This window comes from Ottowia sp., assembly GCF_047975795.1.
GTDB lineage: Bacteria > Pseudomonadota > Gammaproteobacteria > Burkholderiales > Burkholderiaceae_C > Ottowia.
In genome coordinates this window covers 25,964-41,713 of the sequence record NZ_JBKEEE010000044.1, presented here as the reverse complement: position 1 = coordinate 41,713, position 15,750 = coordinate 25,964, and the positions used below count along the sequence as shown (strand labels likewise).

Annotated in this window: 18 protein-coding genes and 1 tRNA gene; 12 read left to right on the top strand and 7 right to left on the bottom strand. The window is 62.0% G+C overall.

Going from position 1 to position 15,750, the window contains the following annotated elements; translation table 11 throughout:
- Together ACK5NW_RS06855 and ACK5NW_RS06850 are read left to right on the top strand one after the other, a co-directional pair.
- Window positions 1–773, top strand: a 773-nt coding sequence (locus tag ACK5NW_RS06855) for a uroporphyrinogen-III C-methyltransferase (RefSeq protein WP_416926380.1), incomplete at its 5' end; no start/stop codon positions are given.
- A 5-nt stretch (window positions 774–778) separates the two neighbouring features.
- On the top strand, window positions 779–2,059 hold the full coding sequence (locus ACK5NW_RS06850) for a heme biosynthesis HemY N-terminal domain-containing protein (protein ID WP_416926378.1): 1,281 nt from the start codon (window positions 779–781) through the stop codon (window positions 2,057–2,059).
- 67 nt (window positions 2,060–2,126) lie between these two features.
- On the opposite strand, the gene ACK5NW_RS06845 is transcribed toward ACK5NW_RS06850, so the two are convergent.
- Together ACK5NW_RS06845 and radC are read right to left on the bottom strand one after the other, a co-directional pair.
- Window positions 2,127–2,786, bottom strand: coding sequence for a Smr/MutS family protein (locus tag ACK5NW_RS06845; protein WP_416926376.1), 660 nt, complete (start codon window positions 2,784–2,786; stop codon window positions 2,127–2,129).
- 166 nt (window positions 2,787–2,952) lie between these two features.
- The gene (radC, locus tag ACK5NW_RS06840; protein WP_416926374.1) at window positions 2,953–3,630 is read right to left on the bottom strand and encodes a RadC family protein; all 678 of its coding nucleotides are present in this window, start codon (window positions 3,628–3,630) and stop codon (window positions 2,953–2,955) included.
- 53 nt (window positions 3,631–3,683) lie between these two features.
- On the opposite strand from radC, the gene ACK5NW_RS06835 reads away from it, so the two are divergent.
- Window positions 3,684–4,127, top strand: coding sequence for an FKBP-type peptidyl-prolyl cis-trans isomerase (locus ACK5NW_RS06835; RefSeq protein ID WP_416926372.1), 444 nt, complete (start codon window positions 3,684–3,686; stop codon window positions 4,125–4,127).
- Window positions 4,127–5,185, top strand: a complete 1,059-nt coding sequence (gene ispH, locus ACK5NW_RS06830) for a 4-hydroxy-3-methylbut-2-enyl diphosphate reductase (RefSeq protein ID WP_416926369.1) — start codon at window positions 4,127–4,129, stop codon at window positions 5,183–5,185. Before ACK5NW_RS06835 ends, ispH begins: the two co-directional genes overlap by 1 nt.
- Here ispH and ACK5NW_RS06825 read toward each other — a convergent pair.
- On the bottom strand, window positions 5,177–5,344 hold the full coding sequence (locus ACK5NW_RS06825; protein ID WP_416926367.1) for a hypothetical protein: 168 nt from the start codon (window positions 5,342–5,344) through the stop codon (window positions 5,177–5,179). The genes ispH and ACK5NW_RS06825 overlap by 9 nt on opposite strands.
- On the opposite strand from ACK5NW_RS06825, the gene serS reads away from it, so the two are divergent.
- From serS to ACK5NW_RS06785, 8 genes are all read left to right on the top strand, one after another.
- Window positions 5,343–6,647, top strand: coding sequence for a serine--tRNA ligase (gene serS, locus ACK5NW_RS06820; RefSeq protein ID WP_416926365.1), 1,305 nt, complete (start codon window positions 5,343–5,345; stop codon window positions 6,645–6,647). The two genes, ACK5NW_RS06825 and serS, sit on opposite strands and share 2 nt — an antisense overlap.
- Before the next feature lie 46 nt (window positions 6,648–6,693).
- Window positions 6,694–6,784, top strand: a tRNA-Ser gene (locus tag ACK5NW_RS06815).
- Window positions 6,785–6,866: 82 nt separating this feature from the next.
- Entirely contained in the window at window positions 6,867–7,898 is a 1,032-nt protein-coding gene (locus ACK5NW_RS06810; RefSeq protein ID WP_416926363.1) for a microcin C ABC transporter permease YejB, read from the top strand.
- Between the two features lie 160 nt (window positions 7,899–8,058).
- On the top strand, window positions 8,059–8,400 hold the full coding sequence (locus tag ACK5NW_RS06805; protein WP_416926361.1) for a hypothetical protein: 342 nt from the start codon (window positions 8,059–8,061) through the stop codon (window positions 8,398–8,400).
- Entirely contained in the window at window positions 8,397–8,828 is a 432-nt protein-coding gene (locus tag ACK5NW_RS06800; protein ID WP_416926359.1) for a type II toxin-antitoxin system VapC family toxin, read from the top strand. Before ACK5NW_RS06805 ends, ACK5NW_RS06800 begins: the two co-directional genes overlap by 4 nt.
- Complete coding sequence (locus tag ACK5NW_RS06795) at window positions 8,821–9,873, top strand: ABC transporter permease (protein ID WP_416926357.1); 1,053 nt, start codon at window positions 8,821–8,823, stop codon at window positions 9,871–9,873. Before ACK5NW_RS06800 ends, ACK5NW_RS06795 begins: the two co-directional genes overlap by 8 nt.
- Before the next feature lie 82 nt (window positions 9,874–9,955).
- The gene (locus tag ACK5NW_RS06790) at window positions 9,956–11,566 is read left to right on the top strand and encodes an ABC transporter ATP-binding protein (protein ID WP_416926355.1); all 1,611 of its coding nucleotides are present in this window, start codon (window positions 9,956–9,958) and stop codon (window positions 11,564–11,566) included.
- Window positions 11,567–11,725: 159 nt separating this feature from the next.
- Window positions 11,726–11,890: a hypothetical protein gene (locus tag ACK5NW_RS06785; RefSeq protein ID WP_416926353.1), complete on the top strand. Its 165-nt coding sequence runs from the start codon at window positions 11,726–11,728 to the stop codon at window positions 11,888–11,890.
- 55 nt (window positions 11,891–11,945) lie between these two features.
- Here the strand turns inward: ACK5NW_RS06785 and ACK5NW_RS06780 are convergent, their stop codons facing one another.
- The 4 genes from ACK5NW_RS06780 to yjgA form a co-directional block, all read right to left on the bottom strand.
- The gene (locus tag ACK5NW_RS06780) at window positions 11,946–12,158 is read right to left on the bottom strand and encodes a hypothetical protein (RefSeq protein WP_416926390.1); all 213 of its coding nucleotides are present in this window, start codon (window positions 12,156–12,158) and stop codon (window positions 11,946–11,948) included.
- Between the two features lie 93 nt (window positions 12,159–12,251).
- On the bottom strand, window positions 12,252–14,114 hold the full coding sequence (locus tag ACK5NW_RS06775) for a DUF1963 domain-containing protein (protein ID WP_416926351.1): 1,863 nt from the start codon (window positions 14,112–14,114) through the stop codon (window positions 12,252–12,254).
- Window positions 14,115–14,263: 149 nt separating this feature from the next.
- On the bottom strand, window positions 14,264–14,869 hold the full coding sequence (mog, locus tag ACK5NW_RS06770; RefSeq protein WP_416926349.1) for a molybdopterin adenylyltransferase: 606 nt from the start codon (window positions 14,867–14,869) through the stop codon (window positions 14,264–14,266).
- A 43-nt stretch (window positions 14,870–14,912) separates the two neighbouring features.
- Window positions 14,913–15,605 (bottom strand): ribosome biogenesis factor YjgA, encoded by a 693-nt coding sequence (gene yjgA, locus ACK5NW_RS06765; RefSeq protein WP_416926347.1) that lies wholly within the window; start codon window positions 15,603–15,605, stop codon window positions 14,913–14,915.
- Between the last annotated feature and the right edge of the window lie 145 nt (window positions 15,606–15,750).

The window sequence follows — 15,750 nt, the reverse complement described above, 5'->3', positions numbered from 1 at the left end:
TGGCCCACGCTGCCATGCGCGCACGCGATGAAACCCTGGCTGTAGAGCTGGAAGCGGCCCTGCGCGTGGCGCAAGACCAGACGCAACTGACCGGCAGCGTCGAACCTTTGCTGGCCGCGCTGCGCGTGGCCGACACGCGCTTGTCACGCAGTGCCGACCCCCGGCTGGCCCCCGTGGCGCGTGCCGTGGCCCGCGATCTGGAGCGTGTGCGCAGCACCGTCGTGCCCGACACGGCGGGCCTGTTGGCGCGCATCGACCAATTGCTGCGCCAGGTGGACGACTTGCCTATGGCCAACCAGGTGGGCGGTGCAGAAACCCAAAAACCTCGCCGCAAGCCATCTGGCAGCGCGGCACAGGCATCGGATGATGCGGCCGTCGAAGACGGCTGGTGGGTGCGTTGGTGGCGCTCAGTCACCGACGAAACCACTGGTTTGCTGCGCGTCAGCCGCGTCGAGCGGCCCGAGGCCACCATGCTCAGCCCCAGCCAGGTGTTTTTTGTGCGCGAAAACCTCAAACTGCGTTTGCAGGGCGCGCGGTTGGCTTTACTGGCGCGCCAGTACGAAGCCGCGCGTGCCGATCTGGCCGCAGCCCAGTCCGGCCTGGGCAACTGGTTTGACCGCGCATCGCGCCGCACACAGGCTGCGGCCACCTTGCTGCAACAAATTCAGGGCCTGACCAAGGCTGCGGCCTTGCCGCGCGCGCAAGAGTCGCTGGTGGCGCTCAACCATGCCGTGGCGCTGACCAGCAGCGCCACACCGGCAGGGGGGCAGTAGCCATCATGCGGGCGGCGCTGTGGCTGGCTGGCCTGTTTGCCATTGCGGTGGCGCTGGCGCTGTTTGCGGGCGATAACCAGGGCACCGTCACCGTGTTTTGGCCGCCGCGCCGGGTGGACATATCGGTCAATCTGGCGCTGCTGTTGCTGTTGCTGGCTTTTGGCGGGCTGTACGTGGCCCTGCGGGCCATGGGGGCGCTGCTGGAGCTGCCCCGCCAGGCCCGCCTGTGGCGTGCCCAGCAGCGCGAGCGCGCCACCCATGCGCTGTTGATGGATGCCATGGTGCAGTTCAGCGCCGGGCGTTTTTTGCGTGCGCGCAAGGCTGCCGAAGGCGCGCTGGCGCGGGAGCAGGCGTTGACCGAACGTGGGCAAGCCCCGGCCCATGCGCCCGCGCTGCGCGCGCTGGCCCACATGGCCTTGGCCGAGAGCGCCCACGCGCTGCAAGACGCCAGCACGCGTGAGCAGCATGTGGCGCGCGCGCTGGCCGTGGCCAGCGACCATGCCAACGCGCCCGAGCTGCGCGAGGGCGTGCTGCTGCGTGCGGCCCGCTGGGCGCTCAGCGACAGAGACCCCACCGCCGCCTTGGCGCGTCTGGACGAATTGCCACAAGGCGCGCACCGCCGCGCGGCGGCGTTGCGCATCAAACTCAGGGCGGCGCGCCAGGCTGGACACACCGGGCAGGCGCTGGAGACGGCCCGCTTGCTGGCCAAACACCGCGCATTTTCGCCTGAGGCCGCGCGCAGCCTGCTGCGCAGCTTGGCCACCGAGTGGATGCAAGACGCCCGCGATCCGGCGCAACTGCAACAGGCCTGGAACGCACTCAGCGCTTCTGAGCGGGCCATGCCCGAGCTGGCCCTGCGTGTCGCCCAGCGCATGCTGGCCTTGGGCGGCGACCATGCCGTGGTGCGCCAGTGGCTGCGCCCGGTGTGGGAACGCATGCTGGAGCAGCCTCAGGCATTGGGCGAAACCGATCGTGTGCATATGGCTCGGGTACTGGAGGCGGGCATGGCGGTCATTGGCGATGCCTCCGACCAGGTGTGGCTGGCCCGCATCGAGGCGGCCAGCCAGGCGCATCCGCGCGATGCGGTACTGCGCTATTTGGCTGGCATGGCCTGCCTGCACCGCGAACTGTGGGGACGTGCGCAATTGCTGCTGACTCAGGCGCTGCACGGGCTGGAAGACCCCAGCTTGCGACGTCAGGCGTGGCGCACATTGGCCGAGCTGGCTGAGCGGCGCAGGGACGCCGCTGCCGCCGCGCAGGCATGGAAACAGTCGGCGCTGATTTGAATGGGTGTTTGAATTGATCTTGGGACGGGGCACCGGGCTTGCGGCCATCGTCTGAACGTCGCTGGACTCACAGGCTTTGGGGCCGCAGGCGTTTTGGCACCGCCAGCAGCGCCAGCAAGGCCCCTGCGCCGCCTTCCAGTGGGCGGGCCTGCACAAAGGCCAGCACCTCTTTTTTTTGCGCCAGCCAGCCATGCACTTTGCCTTTGAGCACAGGGGCTTTGCCGGGCGAACCCAGCCCCTTGCCGTGGATCACGCGCACGCAGCGCAGACCCGCACGCTGCGCTTCACGCAAAAACTGCCCCAGCATCTCGCGCGCCTCGTCAGTGCGCAAGCCGTGCAGGTCAAGCTCAGCTTGCACCGCCCAATGGCCACGCCGCAGGCGGGCGGGCACGTCGGGGCCGATGCCGGGGCGGCGAAAGCTCAGGTGTTCGTCCACGTGCAACAAAGTGCTGGTGTCGAACTCGTCCGACAGCGATTCGCGCAGCACGTTTTGTTCGTCAAGCTGGCGCTGACGCGGCACGGGCGGCGTGGGCTGGGGCGTGTGCACCACGCGGCCATGCGCGCGCAGCGGCTGCGTGGGGCCAACGGCGCGGGCGAACAGGTGGCGCCCGGCCTGCACTTTTTTCTCCGCCGCCGCACGCTCGGCCGCTGCCTGCGCCGCACGCGCCTGGGCCTCGATCAGTTGGGTGCGAATATGCTTCAAGTCCTGAAGTGACTTGGTTTTCATGACGGCCTGCCTGCAGGAATGAATGCGTCCAGCTTGCAAGCTTGCGCAGCAGGCCCCAAAAGCGCCGCAGAGCAGGTGATGCGCGAACGCCGTGGACGGGGTGTCCCCGGCCACCAGCGTTGTCCCCCCTCAGGGGGGAAGGCGCGCAGCGCCACAGGGGGGAGTGTCATATTTCCCCCTGTTCACGCATCGACAGCACCACTCCTGGGGCGACGATCAAATGGTCGATCACCCGCACGTCGATCAGTGCCAGCGCGGCTTGCAGGGTTTGGGTCATGGCTTTGTCGGCATCGCTGGGCTGCACGCTGCCACTGGGGTGGTTGTGCGCCAGCACCACGGCGCTGGCCTGGTGGTGCAGGGCGCGCAGCACCACTTCGCGCGGGTACACGCTGGTGTGGGTGAGGGTGCCGCGAAACAGCTCTTCCAGCGCCAGCAGGCGGTGCTGACTGTCAAGAAACAGCGCGGCAAACACTTCGTGCGGGCGAGCGGCCAAGTGCAACTGCACGTAGTCTTTGACGGCAGCTGCGCTGCCCAGCACCGTGCGCGCCTTCAACTGCTCGGCCAGTACGCGGCGGGCCAGCTCCAGCACGGCGACCAGCTCGGCCCGTTTGGCCGGGCCTCCCAGGCCCTTGATGCGCTTTAAATCTGCCGCGCTGGCGTGCAGCAGCCCGGCAATGCCGCCAAAGGCGTCCAGCAGCTCTTGTGCCATTTGCAGCACGTTGCGGCCTGCGGTGCCGGTGCGCAGCAGCAGGGCCAGCAACTCGGCATCGCTCAAAGCGCCGGGGCCGCGCGCCAGCAGCTTTTCGCGCGGGCGGGTGTCGGGCGGCAGGTCTTTCAGCGGCATGGCAGTGGCTTCCCTAGAATCGGGGCAGTTTAGCTATTGTGTGGATTCAAGCGATGTCTACCGTGACGCCTGGCGCTTTTTTAACCCTGCATTACCGCCTGGCAGGCCCGCAGGGCGATGTCATCAACACCTTTGGCGGCAAGCCTGCCACGCTGACGCTGGGCACCGGCGAGCTGTCGCCTGCGGTAGAGCAGCGCCTGATCGGCCTGGCTGAAGGCGCATGCACCAGCTTCGACATTCCTGCAGGCGAGGCGTTTGGCCAGCGCAATCCGGACATGGTGCAGTGGCTGGCGCGCAAGGATTTGGACGAGATGGGCGATCCCAACGAGCGCTACGAGGTGGGCGAAGTGGTGCAGTTGCCCACGCCCGACGGCCAGGGCCAGTTTGCCGCCGTGGTGCAGGCGGTGCGCGATGACGGCGCGCTGCAACTGGATTTCAACCACCCGCTGGCCGGTCAACCGGTGACGTTTGAAGTGCATGTGATCGGAGTGCTGTGATGATCGCCAAAGCGGACACCCCTGCGCCGCCGGGTCGCCCCAAGGCGGAGGCGGCCCCCTCGGGGAGCAGCGCAGACACGTCAGTGCGGAGCGTGGAGGCCCATGTCCTTTTGGCCGAGCCACGCGGGTTTTGCGCTGGTGTTGACCGCGCCATCGAAATCGTCGAACGTGCGCTGGCCAAATTTGGCGCGCCGATTTATGTGCGCCATGAAATCGTGCACAACACCTATGTGGTGAACGACCTCAAAGCCAAGGGCGCGATCTTCATCGAAGATTTGGCCGATGTGCCGCCCGGTGCCACGCTGGTGTTCAGCGCGCATGGCGTGCCCAAATCGGTCGAGCACGAGGCCGAAGTACGCGGCTTTCAGGTGTTCGACGCCACTTGCCCGCTGGTCAGCAAAGTGCATGTCGAAGTGGCCAAGCTGCACCGCGAGGGCTATGAATTCATCATGATCGGCCACAAGGGCCACCCCGAGGTGGAAGGCACCATGGGGCAATTGAGCAGCGGCATCCATCTGGTGGAAGACGTGGCCGATGTGGCGCGCGTGCAACCTGTGCAAACCGAGCGGCTGGCGGTGGTCACGCAAACCACGCTGAGCGTGGACGACGCGGCCGAGATCACCGCCGCCGTCAAGGCGCGCTTTCCGCAGGTGCGCGAGCCTAAGCAGCAAGACATTTGCTACGCCACGCAGAACCGGCAAGACGCCGTCAAGCTGCTGGCCGGCGAGGTGGACGTGGTGATCGTGGTGGGCAGCCCCACCAGCAGCAACAGCAATCGCCTGCGTGAGGTGGCGCGCAAGCTGGGCACCGACAGCCACATGATCGACAGCGCCGACGAGTTGCAAGCCGAATGGGTGCAGGGCAAGGCGCGCATCGGGTTGACTGCGGGCGCATCAGCGCCCGACATTTTGGTGCGGCAGGTGATCGAGCGCCTGCGCGCTTTGGGTGCGGTGTCGGTGCGCAAGCTCGACGGCATCGAAGAAACCATCAAGTTTCCCCTGCCCAAGGGTTTGAAGTTGGACGAGGCGGCCGAATCCGGATTGCAGCATTTAAGCTGAATGAAAGCTCATTTTTTGATAGCTGTTATTGAAATGTGGATAAGCGGCAAAGCCATGCTGGACATATAAATTCTGGCGTGCCATCAGTGGTGCCGCAAGCCGCGTGATACGGCTCACACGGCGGGCGCGCCAAACGCTGCCGCCTACAATGGCGGCCATGCTTGACCCCACCTTGCTCCGCAAAGACTTGAGCGCCGTGCTGACGCGCCTGGCCACCCGAAAAAATCCTCAGACTTTTCTGGATGAAGCGGCCTTCACCGCGCTGGAAACCGAGCGCAAAACCATCCAGACCCGTACTGAAGAATTGCAGGCCCAGCGCAATGCTGCCAACAAACAAATTGGCCAACGCAGGGCCAAGGGCGAAAGCGCTGACGATTTGATGGCCCAGGTGGCCAGCATCAAGGACGAATTAGACGCATCGGCTGCACGGCTGGAGATGATCCAAACCGAGCTGCACACGCTGCTGCTGGCCGTGCCCAACCTGCCGCACGAGAGCGTGCCTGTGGGGGCCGATGAAACTGCAAACCAAGAGGTACGCCGCTGGGGTGCCCCCCGCGTCTTCAACTTTGCCGTGCGCGATCACGTTGATCTGGGCGAGCCGCTGGGGTTGGATTTTGAAGCTGGGGCCAAGCTGACAGGTGCGCGCTTTACCTTCATGCGCGGGCCGATCGCCCGCCTGCACCGGGCCTTGGCGCAGTTCATGCTGGACGTGCAAACCCAGCAACACGGCTACACCGAGTGCTACACGCCCTACATCGTCAACGCCGATACGCTGCGCGGCACCGGCCAGTTGCCCAAGTTCGAGGCCGATCTGTTTGCGGCCAAAAAAGGCGGGCAAGAAGGCGAGGGCGAGGCGCTGTACCTGATCCCTACCTCCGAGGTGTCGCTCACGAACCTGGTGCGTGATGAAATTTTGGCCGAAAGCGATTTGCCCATCAAGTTGACGGCCCACACGCCGTGCTTTCGATCAGAGGCGGGCAGCGCCGGGCGCGACACGCGTGGGTTGATTCGCCAGCACCAGTTTGACAAGGTGGAGATGGTACAAATCACCCACCCTGAGTGCAGCTACGCCGCGCTGGAGCAGATGGTGGGCCATGCCGAAGCCGTTTTGCAGGCGCTGGAGCTGCCTTACCGCGTGGTGCTGCTGTGCGCCGGCGACATGGGTTTTGGGGCCAGCAAAACCTATGACCTGGAGGTGTGGGTGCCGGCGCAGAACACCTATCGCGAAATCAGCTCCATCAGCAACTGCGAGGCCTTTCAGGCCCGCCGCATGCAAGCGCGCTTTAAAAATGCGCAGGGTAAGAACGAGCTGGTACACACCCTCAACGGCTCCGGCCTGGCCGTGGGTAGGGCGCTGGTGGCGGTGCTGGAAAATCACCAAACCGCGGATGGTTCCATCCGTGTGCCTAAAGCGCTGCAACCTTACCTGGGCGGCCACGACACCGTGCGCGCCGCTGGGTAAAAACCGCCGCCGCGCCTGCTAGAATGCCCGGCTCGACACATATGCAGGAGAGGTGGCAGAGTGGTCGAATGCGCCGGACTCGAAATCCGGTATACGGTTTTACCGTATCGAGGGTTCGAATCCCTCCTTCTCCGCCAGATAAAAACCTAAGCAGTTGATCTGCTTAGGTTTTTTTATTTTGTGCTTCAGTTTCCAGATTGCAGTGGAAAATGCTGATCCATGTTTGCCTACATCCTCAAACGCCTGTTGCTGATGGTGCCCACGCTGCTGGGGGTGTTGCTGCTCACCTTTGTGGTGATTCAGTTCGTGCCTGGTGGGCCGGTGGAGCAATACCTGGCCGAGGCCAAGGCGGGGGCGGGCGGTGCATCGGCTGAGGGCGGGGGCTTGAGTTATCGCGGTGCACAAGGGGTGGATGACAAGCGGCTGGACGAAATCAAAAAGCTGTATGGCTTTGACAAGCCGCCTGCCGAGCGTTTTGTGCAGATGCTGGGTCAGTTTGCGCGGTTTGATTTGGGAACCAGCTTTTTTCACAATAAGGACGTGTGGCAGTTGGTGAAGGAAAAATTGCCAGTGTCTGTCAGCCTGGGGTTGTGGACGTTTTTCATCAGCTACCTCATCAGCGTGCCGCTGGGTGTGGCCAAGGCGGTGCAGGCGGGTTCGCGCTTTGATTTGGTGACCACACTGCTGGTGCTGGTGGGCTACGCCATTCCGGGCTTTGTGCTGGGCGTGGCCTTGCTGGTGATTTTTGGCGGACAACTGGGCTGGTTTCCGCTGCGCGGGCTGACGTCGGCCAATTGGGACGAACTTAGTCTGGGTGCCAAGGTGGTCGATTATCTGTGGCACATCACGCTGCCCGTCATGGCCATGGTGCTGGGCAGCTTTGCAGTGACCACCATGCTGACCAAAAACAGTTTTCTGGAAGAAATACGCAAGCAATACGTGCTGACGGCGCGCGCCAAGGGTCTGTCTGAACGGCAAGTGCTGTACAAGCACGTGCTGCGCAATGCACTGCTGCCCATCGTGACAGGTTTTCCGGCGGCATTCATCGGCGCGTTTTTCACTGGCGCGCTGCTGATCGAAACGCTGTTTTCGCTCGACGGGTTGGGGCTGTTGAGTTACGAGAGCGTGATCCGGCGTGATTACCCGGTCGTTCTGGGCACGCTGTTTTTGTTCACGCTGATTGGGTTGCTGACGAAGCTGATCAGCGATCTTTGCTATGTGTGGGTGGATCCGCGGGTGAAATTCGATTAACCCCCTGTGGCGCTGGCGCGCCTTCCCCCACTCTCTTTGGGCGGGAGACAACGCTGGTGCTCGGTGCAAGCCCGAGCACGGCGCTTGCTGGCATGACCTGATCTGCAATCAGTTAATTGTCATACAATGCATGACAGCGATGTTTCCAAGAGACTAGATCATGCGGGTGAATGCACGTTTTGAAGGCGAGGCCGAGCAGCAGCTCAACTTTTTGGCCGAGGCCACGGGCTTGGGTGTAAGCGAGGTGTTGCGCACCAGCGTGCAGCATTATTACGAGCAGATGCGGGCGCAGCGGGGTGCGTTGACGCATTTGTCGGCTTTTATCGGGCAGGGCCGCAGTGGCCGCAGTGATGTGGCCAGCAGTTACAAGGCGCAGTTGAGCGAGGCTTGGGGAGTCAAGCACCAAGGTCGTGTGCTGGCCGTGCATGAGCCAATCGCTTCTTATCGCACCGCGCCGTCCGCAGGTGCGAAATCTGCCAAACCCGCCAAAGGCGACGCGTGATCATTGCCGATGCCGGCTTTTTCTATGCCCTGGTCGATGCGGGCGATGCTTGGCACAGCCGTGCGCGGCAGGCGCTGTCAAGCACCCAAAGTCAAGGCTGGGTGACCACCTGGCCGGTGCTGACCGAGGCCACGCACCTGCTCACGCGCTGGATCGGCACCGACGCCGCACAAGCGCTGCTGCGCGATGTGGCCGCAGGCGGCGTGACCGTCTGGCAATGGCCCGCTGCGCAAACCGAGCGCATGGCGCACCTGATGGCCCACTACGCCAATTTGCCCATGGATTTGGCCGATGCTTCGCTGGTGCTGCTGGCCGAGCATCTGGGTCATGGACGCATCCTCACCACCGACGAGCGCGACTTTGGTGCTTACCGCTTCAAAAGCCGCCAGCCGTTTCAGAATCTGCTGGCCGAGGGCTTGAATGGCTGACGTTGCAGCAGCGCCTTCTGCCCCCAGCCCGTCGCCCGCGCGCCGCGCCTGGTTGCGTTTTAAGCGCAATCGGCTGGGTTTTTGGAGCCTGGTGCTGTTTTGCACGCTGGTGGTGTCAAGCCTGCTTGCCGAGGTCATCAGCAACGACAAACCGCTGCTGGTGCGCTATCAGGGCCAGTGGTACTTGCCGCTGGTGCAGACCTATCCTGAAACAGTGTTTGGCGGTGATTTTGATACCGAAACCGACTACCTCGACCCCTTCATTCGCCACCAGTTCAGCCAGCCCGGCAACTGGGCGCTGTTCCCGCCCAACCCCTATGGAGCGGATACGCTGAACTACTTTGCCAAAGAGCCGAATCCCAGCGCGCCCAGTCGCGACAACTGGTTGGGTACTGACGATCGTGGACGCGATCTGTTGGCGCAATTGATTTACGGCTTTCGCGTCAGCGTGCTGTTCGGGCTGGCGCTGACCACTGTGGGCGTTGTGCTGGGCGTGGCGGCGGGGGCAGTACAAGGGTTTTTTGGCGGCAAACTTGACTTGACCATGCAGCGCCTGATTGAAATCTGGGGGTCCATGCCCGAGCTGTATTTGCTCATCATTTTCAGCGCTATTTTGTCGCCCAGCATTGGCCTGCTGCTGGTGCTGCTGAGCCTGTTTGGCTGGATGGGGCTGTCGGATTACGTGCGGGCCGAGTTTTTACGCAACCGCCAGTTGGATTACGTCAAAGGTGCCCGCGCTCTGGGCGTGCCCAACGGACAGATCATGTGGCGTCACATCCTGCCCAACAGCCTGACGCCGGTGGTCACGTTTTTGCCGTTCCGCATGAGTGCTGCCATCCTGGCGCTGACTTCGCTGGATTTTCTGGGCCTGGGTGTGCCACCGGGCACCCCCAGCCTGGGCGAGTTGCTCAGTCAGGGCAAGAACAACATCGACGCCTGGTGGATATCGCTGTCTACCTTTGGCGTGCTGGTGCTCACGCTGCTGCTGCTGACCTTCATGGGCGATGCGCTGCGCGACGCGCTTGATCCGCGCAAGGTGGACTGATGAGCTACATATACGAGGAAAATTGGCCTTTGACGCTTGATAAACAAGCGCCAGCAGCTATCAAATTAATAGGACTTTCGACATGAGCGCGCCGTTGCTCGATGTGCGTAACTTGAGTGTGGCCTTTGGTGCCAAGCAGGTGGTGCAGGGCGTGTCGTTCTCTATTGCACCGGGCGAAAAGCTGGCGTTGGTGGGTGAATCAGGTTCGGGCAAAACCGTGACGGCGCTGGCGCTGCTGCGCTTGTTGCACGACGCGCACCTGAGCGGTCAGGCGTTATTCAACGATGGGAAGATTGCGCGCGATCTGCTGGCCTTACCCGAACGCCAGTTGCGCGGCCTGCGCGGCGACGACATCGCCATGATCTTTCAAGAGCCGATGACCGCACTCAACCCACTCATGCCCGTGGGTGAACAGGTGGCCGAGGTGTTGCGCCTGAAGCGGGCGCTGTCGCCATCGCAATCGGCACAGGCTGCGATTGAATTGCTGGCCCAAACCGGCATTCCTGATCCAGCGCGGCGTGCGGGCAGTTTCCCGCATCAGCTTTCAGGCGGTCAGCGTCAGCGCGCCATGATCGCCATGGCGCTGGCCTGCGCACCTAAACTGCTGTTGGCTGATGAACCAACCACCGCGCTCGACGTCAGCTTGCGCGGGCAGATTCTGGACTTGCTGGCCGACTTGCAGCGCGCGCACGGCATGGCAGTGCTGATGATCACGCACGATCTGAATCTGGTGCGCCGCTTTGCCGACCGCGTGGCCGTCATGCAGCATGGCCTGCTGGTGGAGCAAGGCGCCACTGATCCCATGTTCGCCGCACCACAGCACGCCTACACCCAAAAGCTCATGGCCAGTCGGCCCGAACGCGATGTGCTTGAAACCCCGCCCAATGCCGATGCAGCCCCGGTGCTGCAAGCTGAAAACCTGCGCGTGACTTACCCTGTACCACTGCCCGGCGTGCGCGGCTGGTTCAAAAAAGGTGCGTTCGTAGCGGTGCAAGGGGCCAGTTTCAGCTTGGCTGCGGGGCGCACGCTGGGGGTGATTGGTGAATCTGGCTCCGGCAAATCAACCCTGGCGCAGGCCGCATTGGGCCTGCTGCCATCGCGCAGCGTTGATGGCGATCTGGCGCTGGCTGGTCACCGCTGGCAGTATCGCCCAGCCGCTGACAAGCCCATGCGCCGCGTGGCACAGGTGGTGTTTCAAGACCCGTTTTCGTCGCTGTCGCCGCGCATGACGGTGGAAGAAATCGTTGGTGAAGGCTTGCGCGTGCATGCGCCTGAATTGAGCGCGTCCGAGCGCGCCCAGCGTGTGCGCGCTGCGCTGGCTGAAGTCGGCTTGCCTGAAGATCGCTTTGTGGGTTTGCTGGCGCGCTATCCGCATGAGTTTTCAGGCGGCCAGCGCCAGCGCATCGCCCTGGCGCGCGCGTTGATTGTCGAGCCACAGCTGCTGGTGCTGGACGAACCCACCAGCGCGCTCGATGTCACCATCCAGAAACAGGTGCTGGCGCTGCTGCAAGGGCTGCAAAAAGAACGTGGCCTGGCCTATTTGCTGATCACCCACGACGTGGACGTGGTGCGCGCCATGGCACATGAAGTGCTGGTGCTCAAAGACGGTGAGCTGGTCGAAAGCGGCCCCCAAGCCCAGGTGCTGGGCCAGCCACAACACCCTTATACGCAAAAGCTGCTGGCGGCGGTGTAGAGTTTTCTCTGACCATTGGCTGTCGGAAAAAGGTTTCTTGCGCTGTATACGCCTACATTCAACCTAATCCGGATATTTCACGCATATAGCCAAAGCCCTATGCAGCGGGTCATCGCGGCGCGGATGTGAGCGAGCAAGGTACTGATGGTGGCAGCAGCCATGGTTTTGATCGGCGGCGTGCGCGATGCGCTCGCATCGGCCCCCACCCCGGCTTGGGTTGCGAGCCGCTTTTGTGTCATCGCGCCGACCAGGCACTATCGTGTCGATAAGGGACAGCGCAACTGGCTGATGGCGTGCATGAAGGTCTGTGCGCTGGGTCAGTGAGAGGCCAAGTACAGAAGGATACGGCGCGTGTTGCGCGTCACCACCGCCGCCACCTTCAGCAACTTGGTGCGCAGCGTGAAAGCCGTATTTTTGGACACGACCAGCGCACTTCAAGAATGTCAATGGAATCGAGTCCCAAACCTTCGCCATAAAGCGGAGCATCTGGATCAATTTCAGCGGCAAGCGTGTCAAAGTTGAGTGCGGTCACCATCAGTTGGCCCACTTCGGGCATGAGTTGGTCAACGCGGGTATCGGTGGGAGTTGTCATACGGTGCGAATGAAAATGAGCACAGCAAAAAACGATGTTGGATGGAGCCAGTGTCACACCTCAACAGATGTGGCCCGCGGTTGACTGACTGCATCACGACGATTCCAGGCCGACAAACACATTGCTGAAATCGCCTTGTGTCAGATCGCTTTTGTGGATGACGAAAAACAAATCTCCGGCATCGCCCCAGCAGAAGCTGCCGCACGAGGCCACGTTGAGCAGCACCATCCAGTCTTCTGGTACGCCGCCTTTTTGATAGCTGGCTTGCAACTGTGGTGAGTCGTGCTGGGTGAAGACATGCGGGTTGATTTGCATCGCAAAGCGCGGGGTCTTCCACAGCGGCTCTTCCATCCCGATCTGACTGGTAAATTTTTCAAACTCCGGATCGTCTCGCCAAGGCTGGGAAATGAGATGTTGATTTTCGGAAACGGAATACAAATCGGGTGCGGTGATTTCAGTGGCTACCCGCACGGCGCAAGCCTTGTACACGCCATCGTGTGGTGCCTCAAAGAAGTCGCTTGCAGGAAATTGAAAACGCTCGCCGCTGACCAGTGTGGAGCTGTCTTTGACGTAAATCACTCGCGCAGCGGGATGCTTTGGGTGGCTGCCGTACAGATCATGGAAAGTGCTTAAAAAGAAAAACAATGTTCCGCTGCGTGGCAGAAAGCTCTGCTTGTCTGCCAGTTCAGCCAGATTGATTTGCGCAATGAATTCGTACTTGCAAATGCGCTCTTCGCAAAATTCAGGATACGGCACGTCCAGCGGCAAGTCGGGCCTGCCGCCGTAGCGCGTCGCGCCCACGGGCATGGCGGCGGTGTCGTCGGTGTAAAACGCCAGTGTCTTCAGCAAAATGGATTGAAGCCACGGGCGATAGATGTCTGGCACCCTTGCGTTCAATACCTCTTGAGCCTGCTTTCGTAATGGCGGGTCATGTTCTGCCGCGTAAACGGTGTCGTCCCATTCCACCAAGGGAGAGGGGCCTTGGTAACGGGTATCGAGTAGGCGGCGGCGATCTTCCATGTCGATGTCCAGCCCGTCAAAGCTGTTCCATGCCGGATCAAGATGTTGCAGCGGGTTGGCCTCGGCGGTGATCAGCTTGAGAGCGGGCAAGCGTGCAAAGGCCAGGGGAAGGGTGGCGAGTGCGTTTTGGCTGATGCGCAGGGTTTTCAGCGCGGGCAGGTGGGGCGCTTCTGGCAGTTGCGTCAGCGCGTTCTGATCGAGCATCAGGTTTTCCAACGTGGGCATTTGCCACACCGCCTCCGGCAATGTTTGCAGATCGCAATCCACCACCGACAGCCAGGTCAGCGGCAAGCTCGTGATGTCTGCCGGAACTTCTTTCAGCGCCAGGCCAGAGACTGCCAGGCGTTGCAACTGCGTCAATGGCCTTATTCCGTCCAGCGAAATATTCAAAAGCGGCTCGTTTTTCAGGCGTGCTCCCATGTGAATGTCCAGCGAGCGTAATTGGGTAAAACGTGCGCACTGCCCAAACACGTCTTCACCGAACTGCGTGACCTTTTCACCCAAGTGATTGGGTTTTTTGCCGGTCAGCAGGACAGAGCGCACATGCTCTACCGCTGCATTCGACAGCTCTTGCACCTGCGTGAACTGGTAATCCGGCCAGTGCAAGTCCAGCGGATTCAATTGAATGGCGAAACGCACGGCAAAGCCATCGCCCTGGCCGTATTTTTCTTTGAACCGACCTTCGCCCAGCACCCATTCACCGTCAAAACCAATGTCACCAAAAAACTCAAAGCCGTATTCCAGCCCTTCGATGCGCAGGTATTTGTGGTTTTGCGGGTCTTTGCTGTCTTCGTAATGGAAGGTGCCACGCGGCACGCCGCCGTCGTACACGCCTTGTACGGCGATGGTCAGTTGCAGCAGGCCATCGTCGCTGAACTCGCTGAGTGCGGTGCGAAAGGCGCTGTTGGCGGGGTCACTGCATCGCAGTGCAAGCACGACCTGCAGCTCATGTGTCAATGCGGTGATGGACCACCGCGCTTGCTCAATGATCAGCGGTTCGTCAGCAATGTACGCCAAGGGCTGGCCGCTTTCAGGGGCAAAAAGGCGTGTTTCAGACATGGTGGCGTGCACGTTGAGATAGATTTTCAGCCGACGGGCGCTTGGCGTATAGCGCTTTTGGGCCTGAACGCCTTGCAGACGGCCGCATCTGTTTCCAGGTACGGCCCGCCGATCAGGTCGATGCAGTAGGGTACGGCGGCAAAGATGCCATGTACCTTGGGTTGGCCTGAGGCGTCTTTCAGCCCCTCCAGCGTTTCGGCAATGGCTTTGGGCTGACCGGGCAGGTTGATGATGAGCGCCTGCTTGCGAATCACGGCCACCTGGCGGCTCAAGATGGCGGTAGGCACAAAGGCCAGGCTGATCTGGCGCATTTGCTCGCCAAAGCCGGGCATCAGCTTGTCAGCCACGGCCAGCGTGGCTTCGGGGGTGACGTCGCGCAGCGCTGGGCCGGTGCCACCGGTGGTCAGTACCAAAGCGCAATTGGCATCGTCAACCAGTTCGATCAGGGTTTGGCTGATGGTGGCTTGCTCATCAGGGATCAGGCGCGGCTCGAACGTGATGGGGTTTTGCAATGCGCGGCCTAACCAGTCTTGCAAAGCGGGCAGGCCCTGATCCTGATAAGCACCTGAAGAGGCACGGTCGCTGATGGAGACGATGCCGATGCGGACGGGGTCATGAACGGGTTGGGTCATCAAAGTGAGATCGAAATAAAAGCGATGGATATTGGACGGGGACTTAACTGGCAAGCGAGTCGTTGGTGTAGCCCGCATCATCAGCGTCGATGGGGTGAACGGGCGGTGTGCGCGCCTCGGCTTGCCCCAGCGCCTGGTGCACCATCTGGAACAACTCGCGGTAAGCACGGCCCTGGCGCGGAGCACGCCCTTGGGTCTGCGCCTGTGCGGCGGCTTTGGGCGGCAGGGCGTCTTTGCGGGCCTGGCGTACCAGCGCGCGCAAGGGCTGCAAGTCGGCATCAGGAAATTGTGTGGCCCAAGCACCCACGGCGGCGTCTTCGGCAATCAGGCGGTCGCGCCAGCGCTCGGCGGCGTGCAGGCGCAAGGTGTCTTTGGCAGAGCCTTTTTGCTGCACTTCCAACGCGGCGCGAATGGCCGCAATCTGTTCTTCGCCCAGCAGGCGCATTTGCTTGCCGACGAACTGGCTTTGACGGCGGCGGCCTTCAAAGTTGGTGATGCGGGCCAGTTCGTCCAGCGCGTCCAGCAGGCGCGTGGGCAGATCCAGCGGATCTTTGAGGTCGGCGCGCAGGCTCAACAATTGCTCGCCCAGATCTTGCAGCTCGGCGCTTTGGGCCTTTAACTCGGTCTTGCTGGGGCCACCGGCGCGCTGCTCTTCGCGCAACTGCATATCCAGCTCGCTGCCTTCGGCCACGAAGTGGCCGCGCACGAAATAGCCTTTTTTGGGTTTACGGGACATATCAACAATTCAAGCGTGGCGTTTTGTGAACAAATAGCGCTGCGGAGCCGAGCCGCCTCAGCAGTTGCCACAGACAGGCTGCGTTCGGCTGCTGGCGATGTTCCCTTGAGGGGGAGCGCGCAACATGGTGCATCCAGTGAAGCCA

Coding starts and splice junctions, on each gene's coding strand:
- ACK5NW_RS06850 (WP_416926378.1), top strand. CDS start 779: ATGCGGGCGGCGCTGTGGCTGGCTGGCCTGTTTGCCATTGCGGTGGCG.
- ACK5NW_RS06785 (WP_416926353.1), top strand. CDS start 11,726: ATGGTTTTGATCGGCGGCGTGCGCGATGCGCTCGCATCGGCCCCCACC.
- ispH (WP_416926369.1), top strand. CDS start 4,127: ATGATCGCCAAAGCGGACACCCCTGCGCCGCCGGGTCGCCCCAAGGCG.
- yjgA (WP_416926347.1), bottom strand. CDS start 15,605: ATGTCCCGTAAACCCAAAAAAGGCTATTTCGTGCGCGGCCACTTCGTG.
- ACK5NW_RS06805 (WP_416926361.1), top strand. CDS start 8,059: ATGCGGGTGAATGCACGTTTTGAAGGCGAGGCCGAGCAGCAGCTCAAC.
- ACK5NW_RS06835 (WP_416926372.1), top strand. CDS start 3,684: ATGTCTACCGTGACGCCTGGCGCTTTTTTAACCCTGCATTACCGCCTG.
- ACK5NW_RS06795 (WP_416926357.1), top strand. CDS start 8,821: ATGGCTGACGTTGCAGCAGCGCCTTCTGCCCCCAGCCCGTCGCCCGCG.
- ACK5NW_RS06845 (WP_416926376.1), bottom strand. CDS start 2,786: ATGAAAACCAAGTCACTTCAGGACTTGAAGCATATTCGCACCCAACTG.
- ACK5NW_RS06825 (WP_416926367.1), bottom strand. CDS start 5,344: ATGGCCGCCATTGTAGGCGGCAGCGTTTGGCGCGCCCGCCGTGTGAGC.
- radC (WP_416926374.1), bottom strand. CDS start 3,630: ATGCCGCTGAAAGACCTGCCGCCCGACACCCGCCCGCGCGAAAAGCTG.
- ACK5NW_RS06780 (WP_416926390.1), bottom strand. CDS start 12,158: ATGACAACTCCCACCGATACCCGCGTTGACCAACTCATGCCCGAAGTG.
- mog (WP_416926349.1), bottom strand. CDS start 14,869: ATGACCCAACCCGTTCATGACCCCGTCCGCATCGGCATCGTCTCCATC.
- serS (WP_416926365.1), top strand. CDS start 5,343: ATGCTTGACCCCACCTTGCTCCGCAAAGACTTGAGCGCCGTGCTGACG.
- ACK5NW_RS06790 (WP_416926355.1), top strand. CDS start 9,956: ATGAGCGCGCCGTTGCTCGATGTGCGTAACTTGAGTGTGGCCTTTGGT.
- ACK5NW_RS06810 (WP_416926363.1), top strand. CDS start 6,867: ATGTTTGCCTACATCCTCAAACGCCTGTTGCTGATGGTGCCCACGCTG.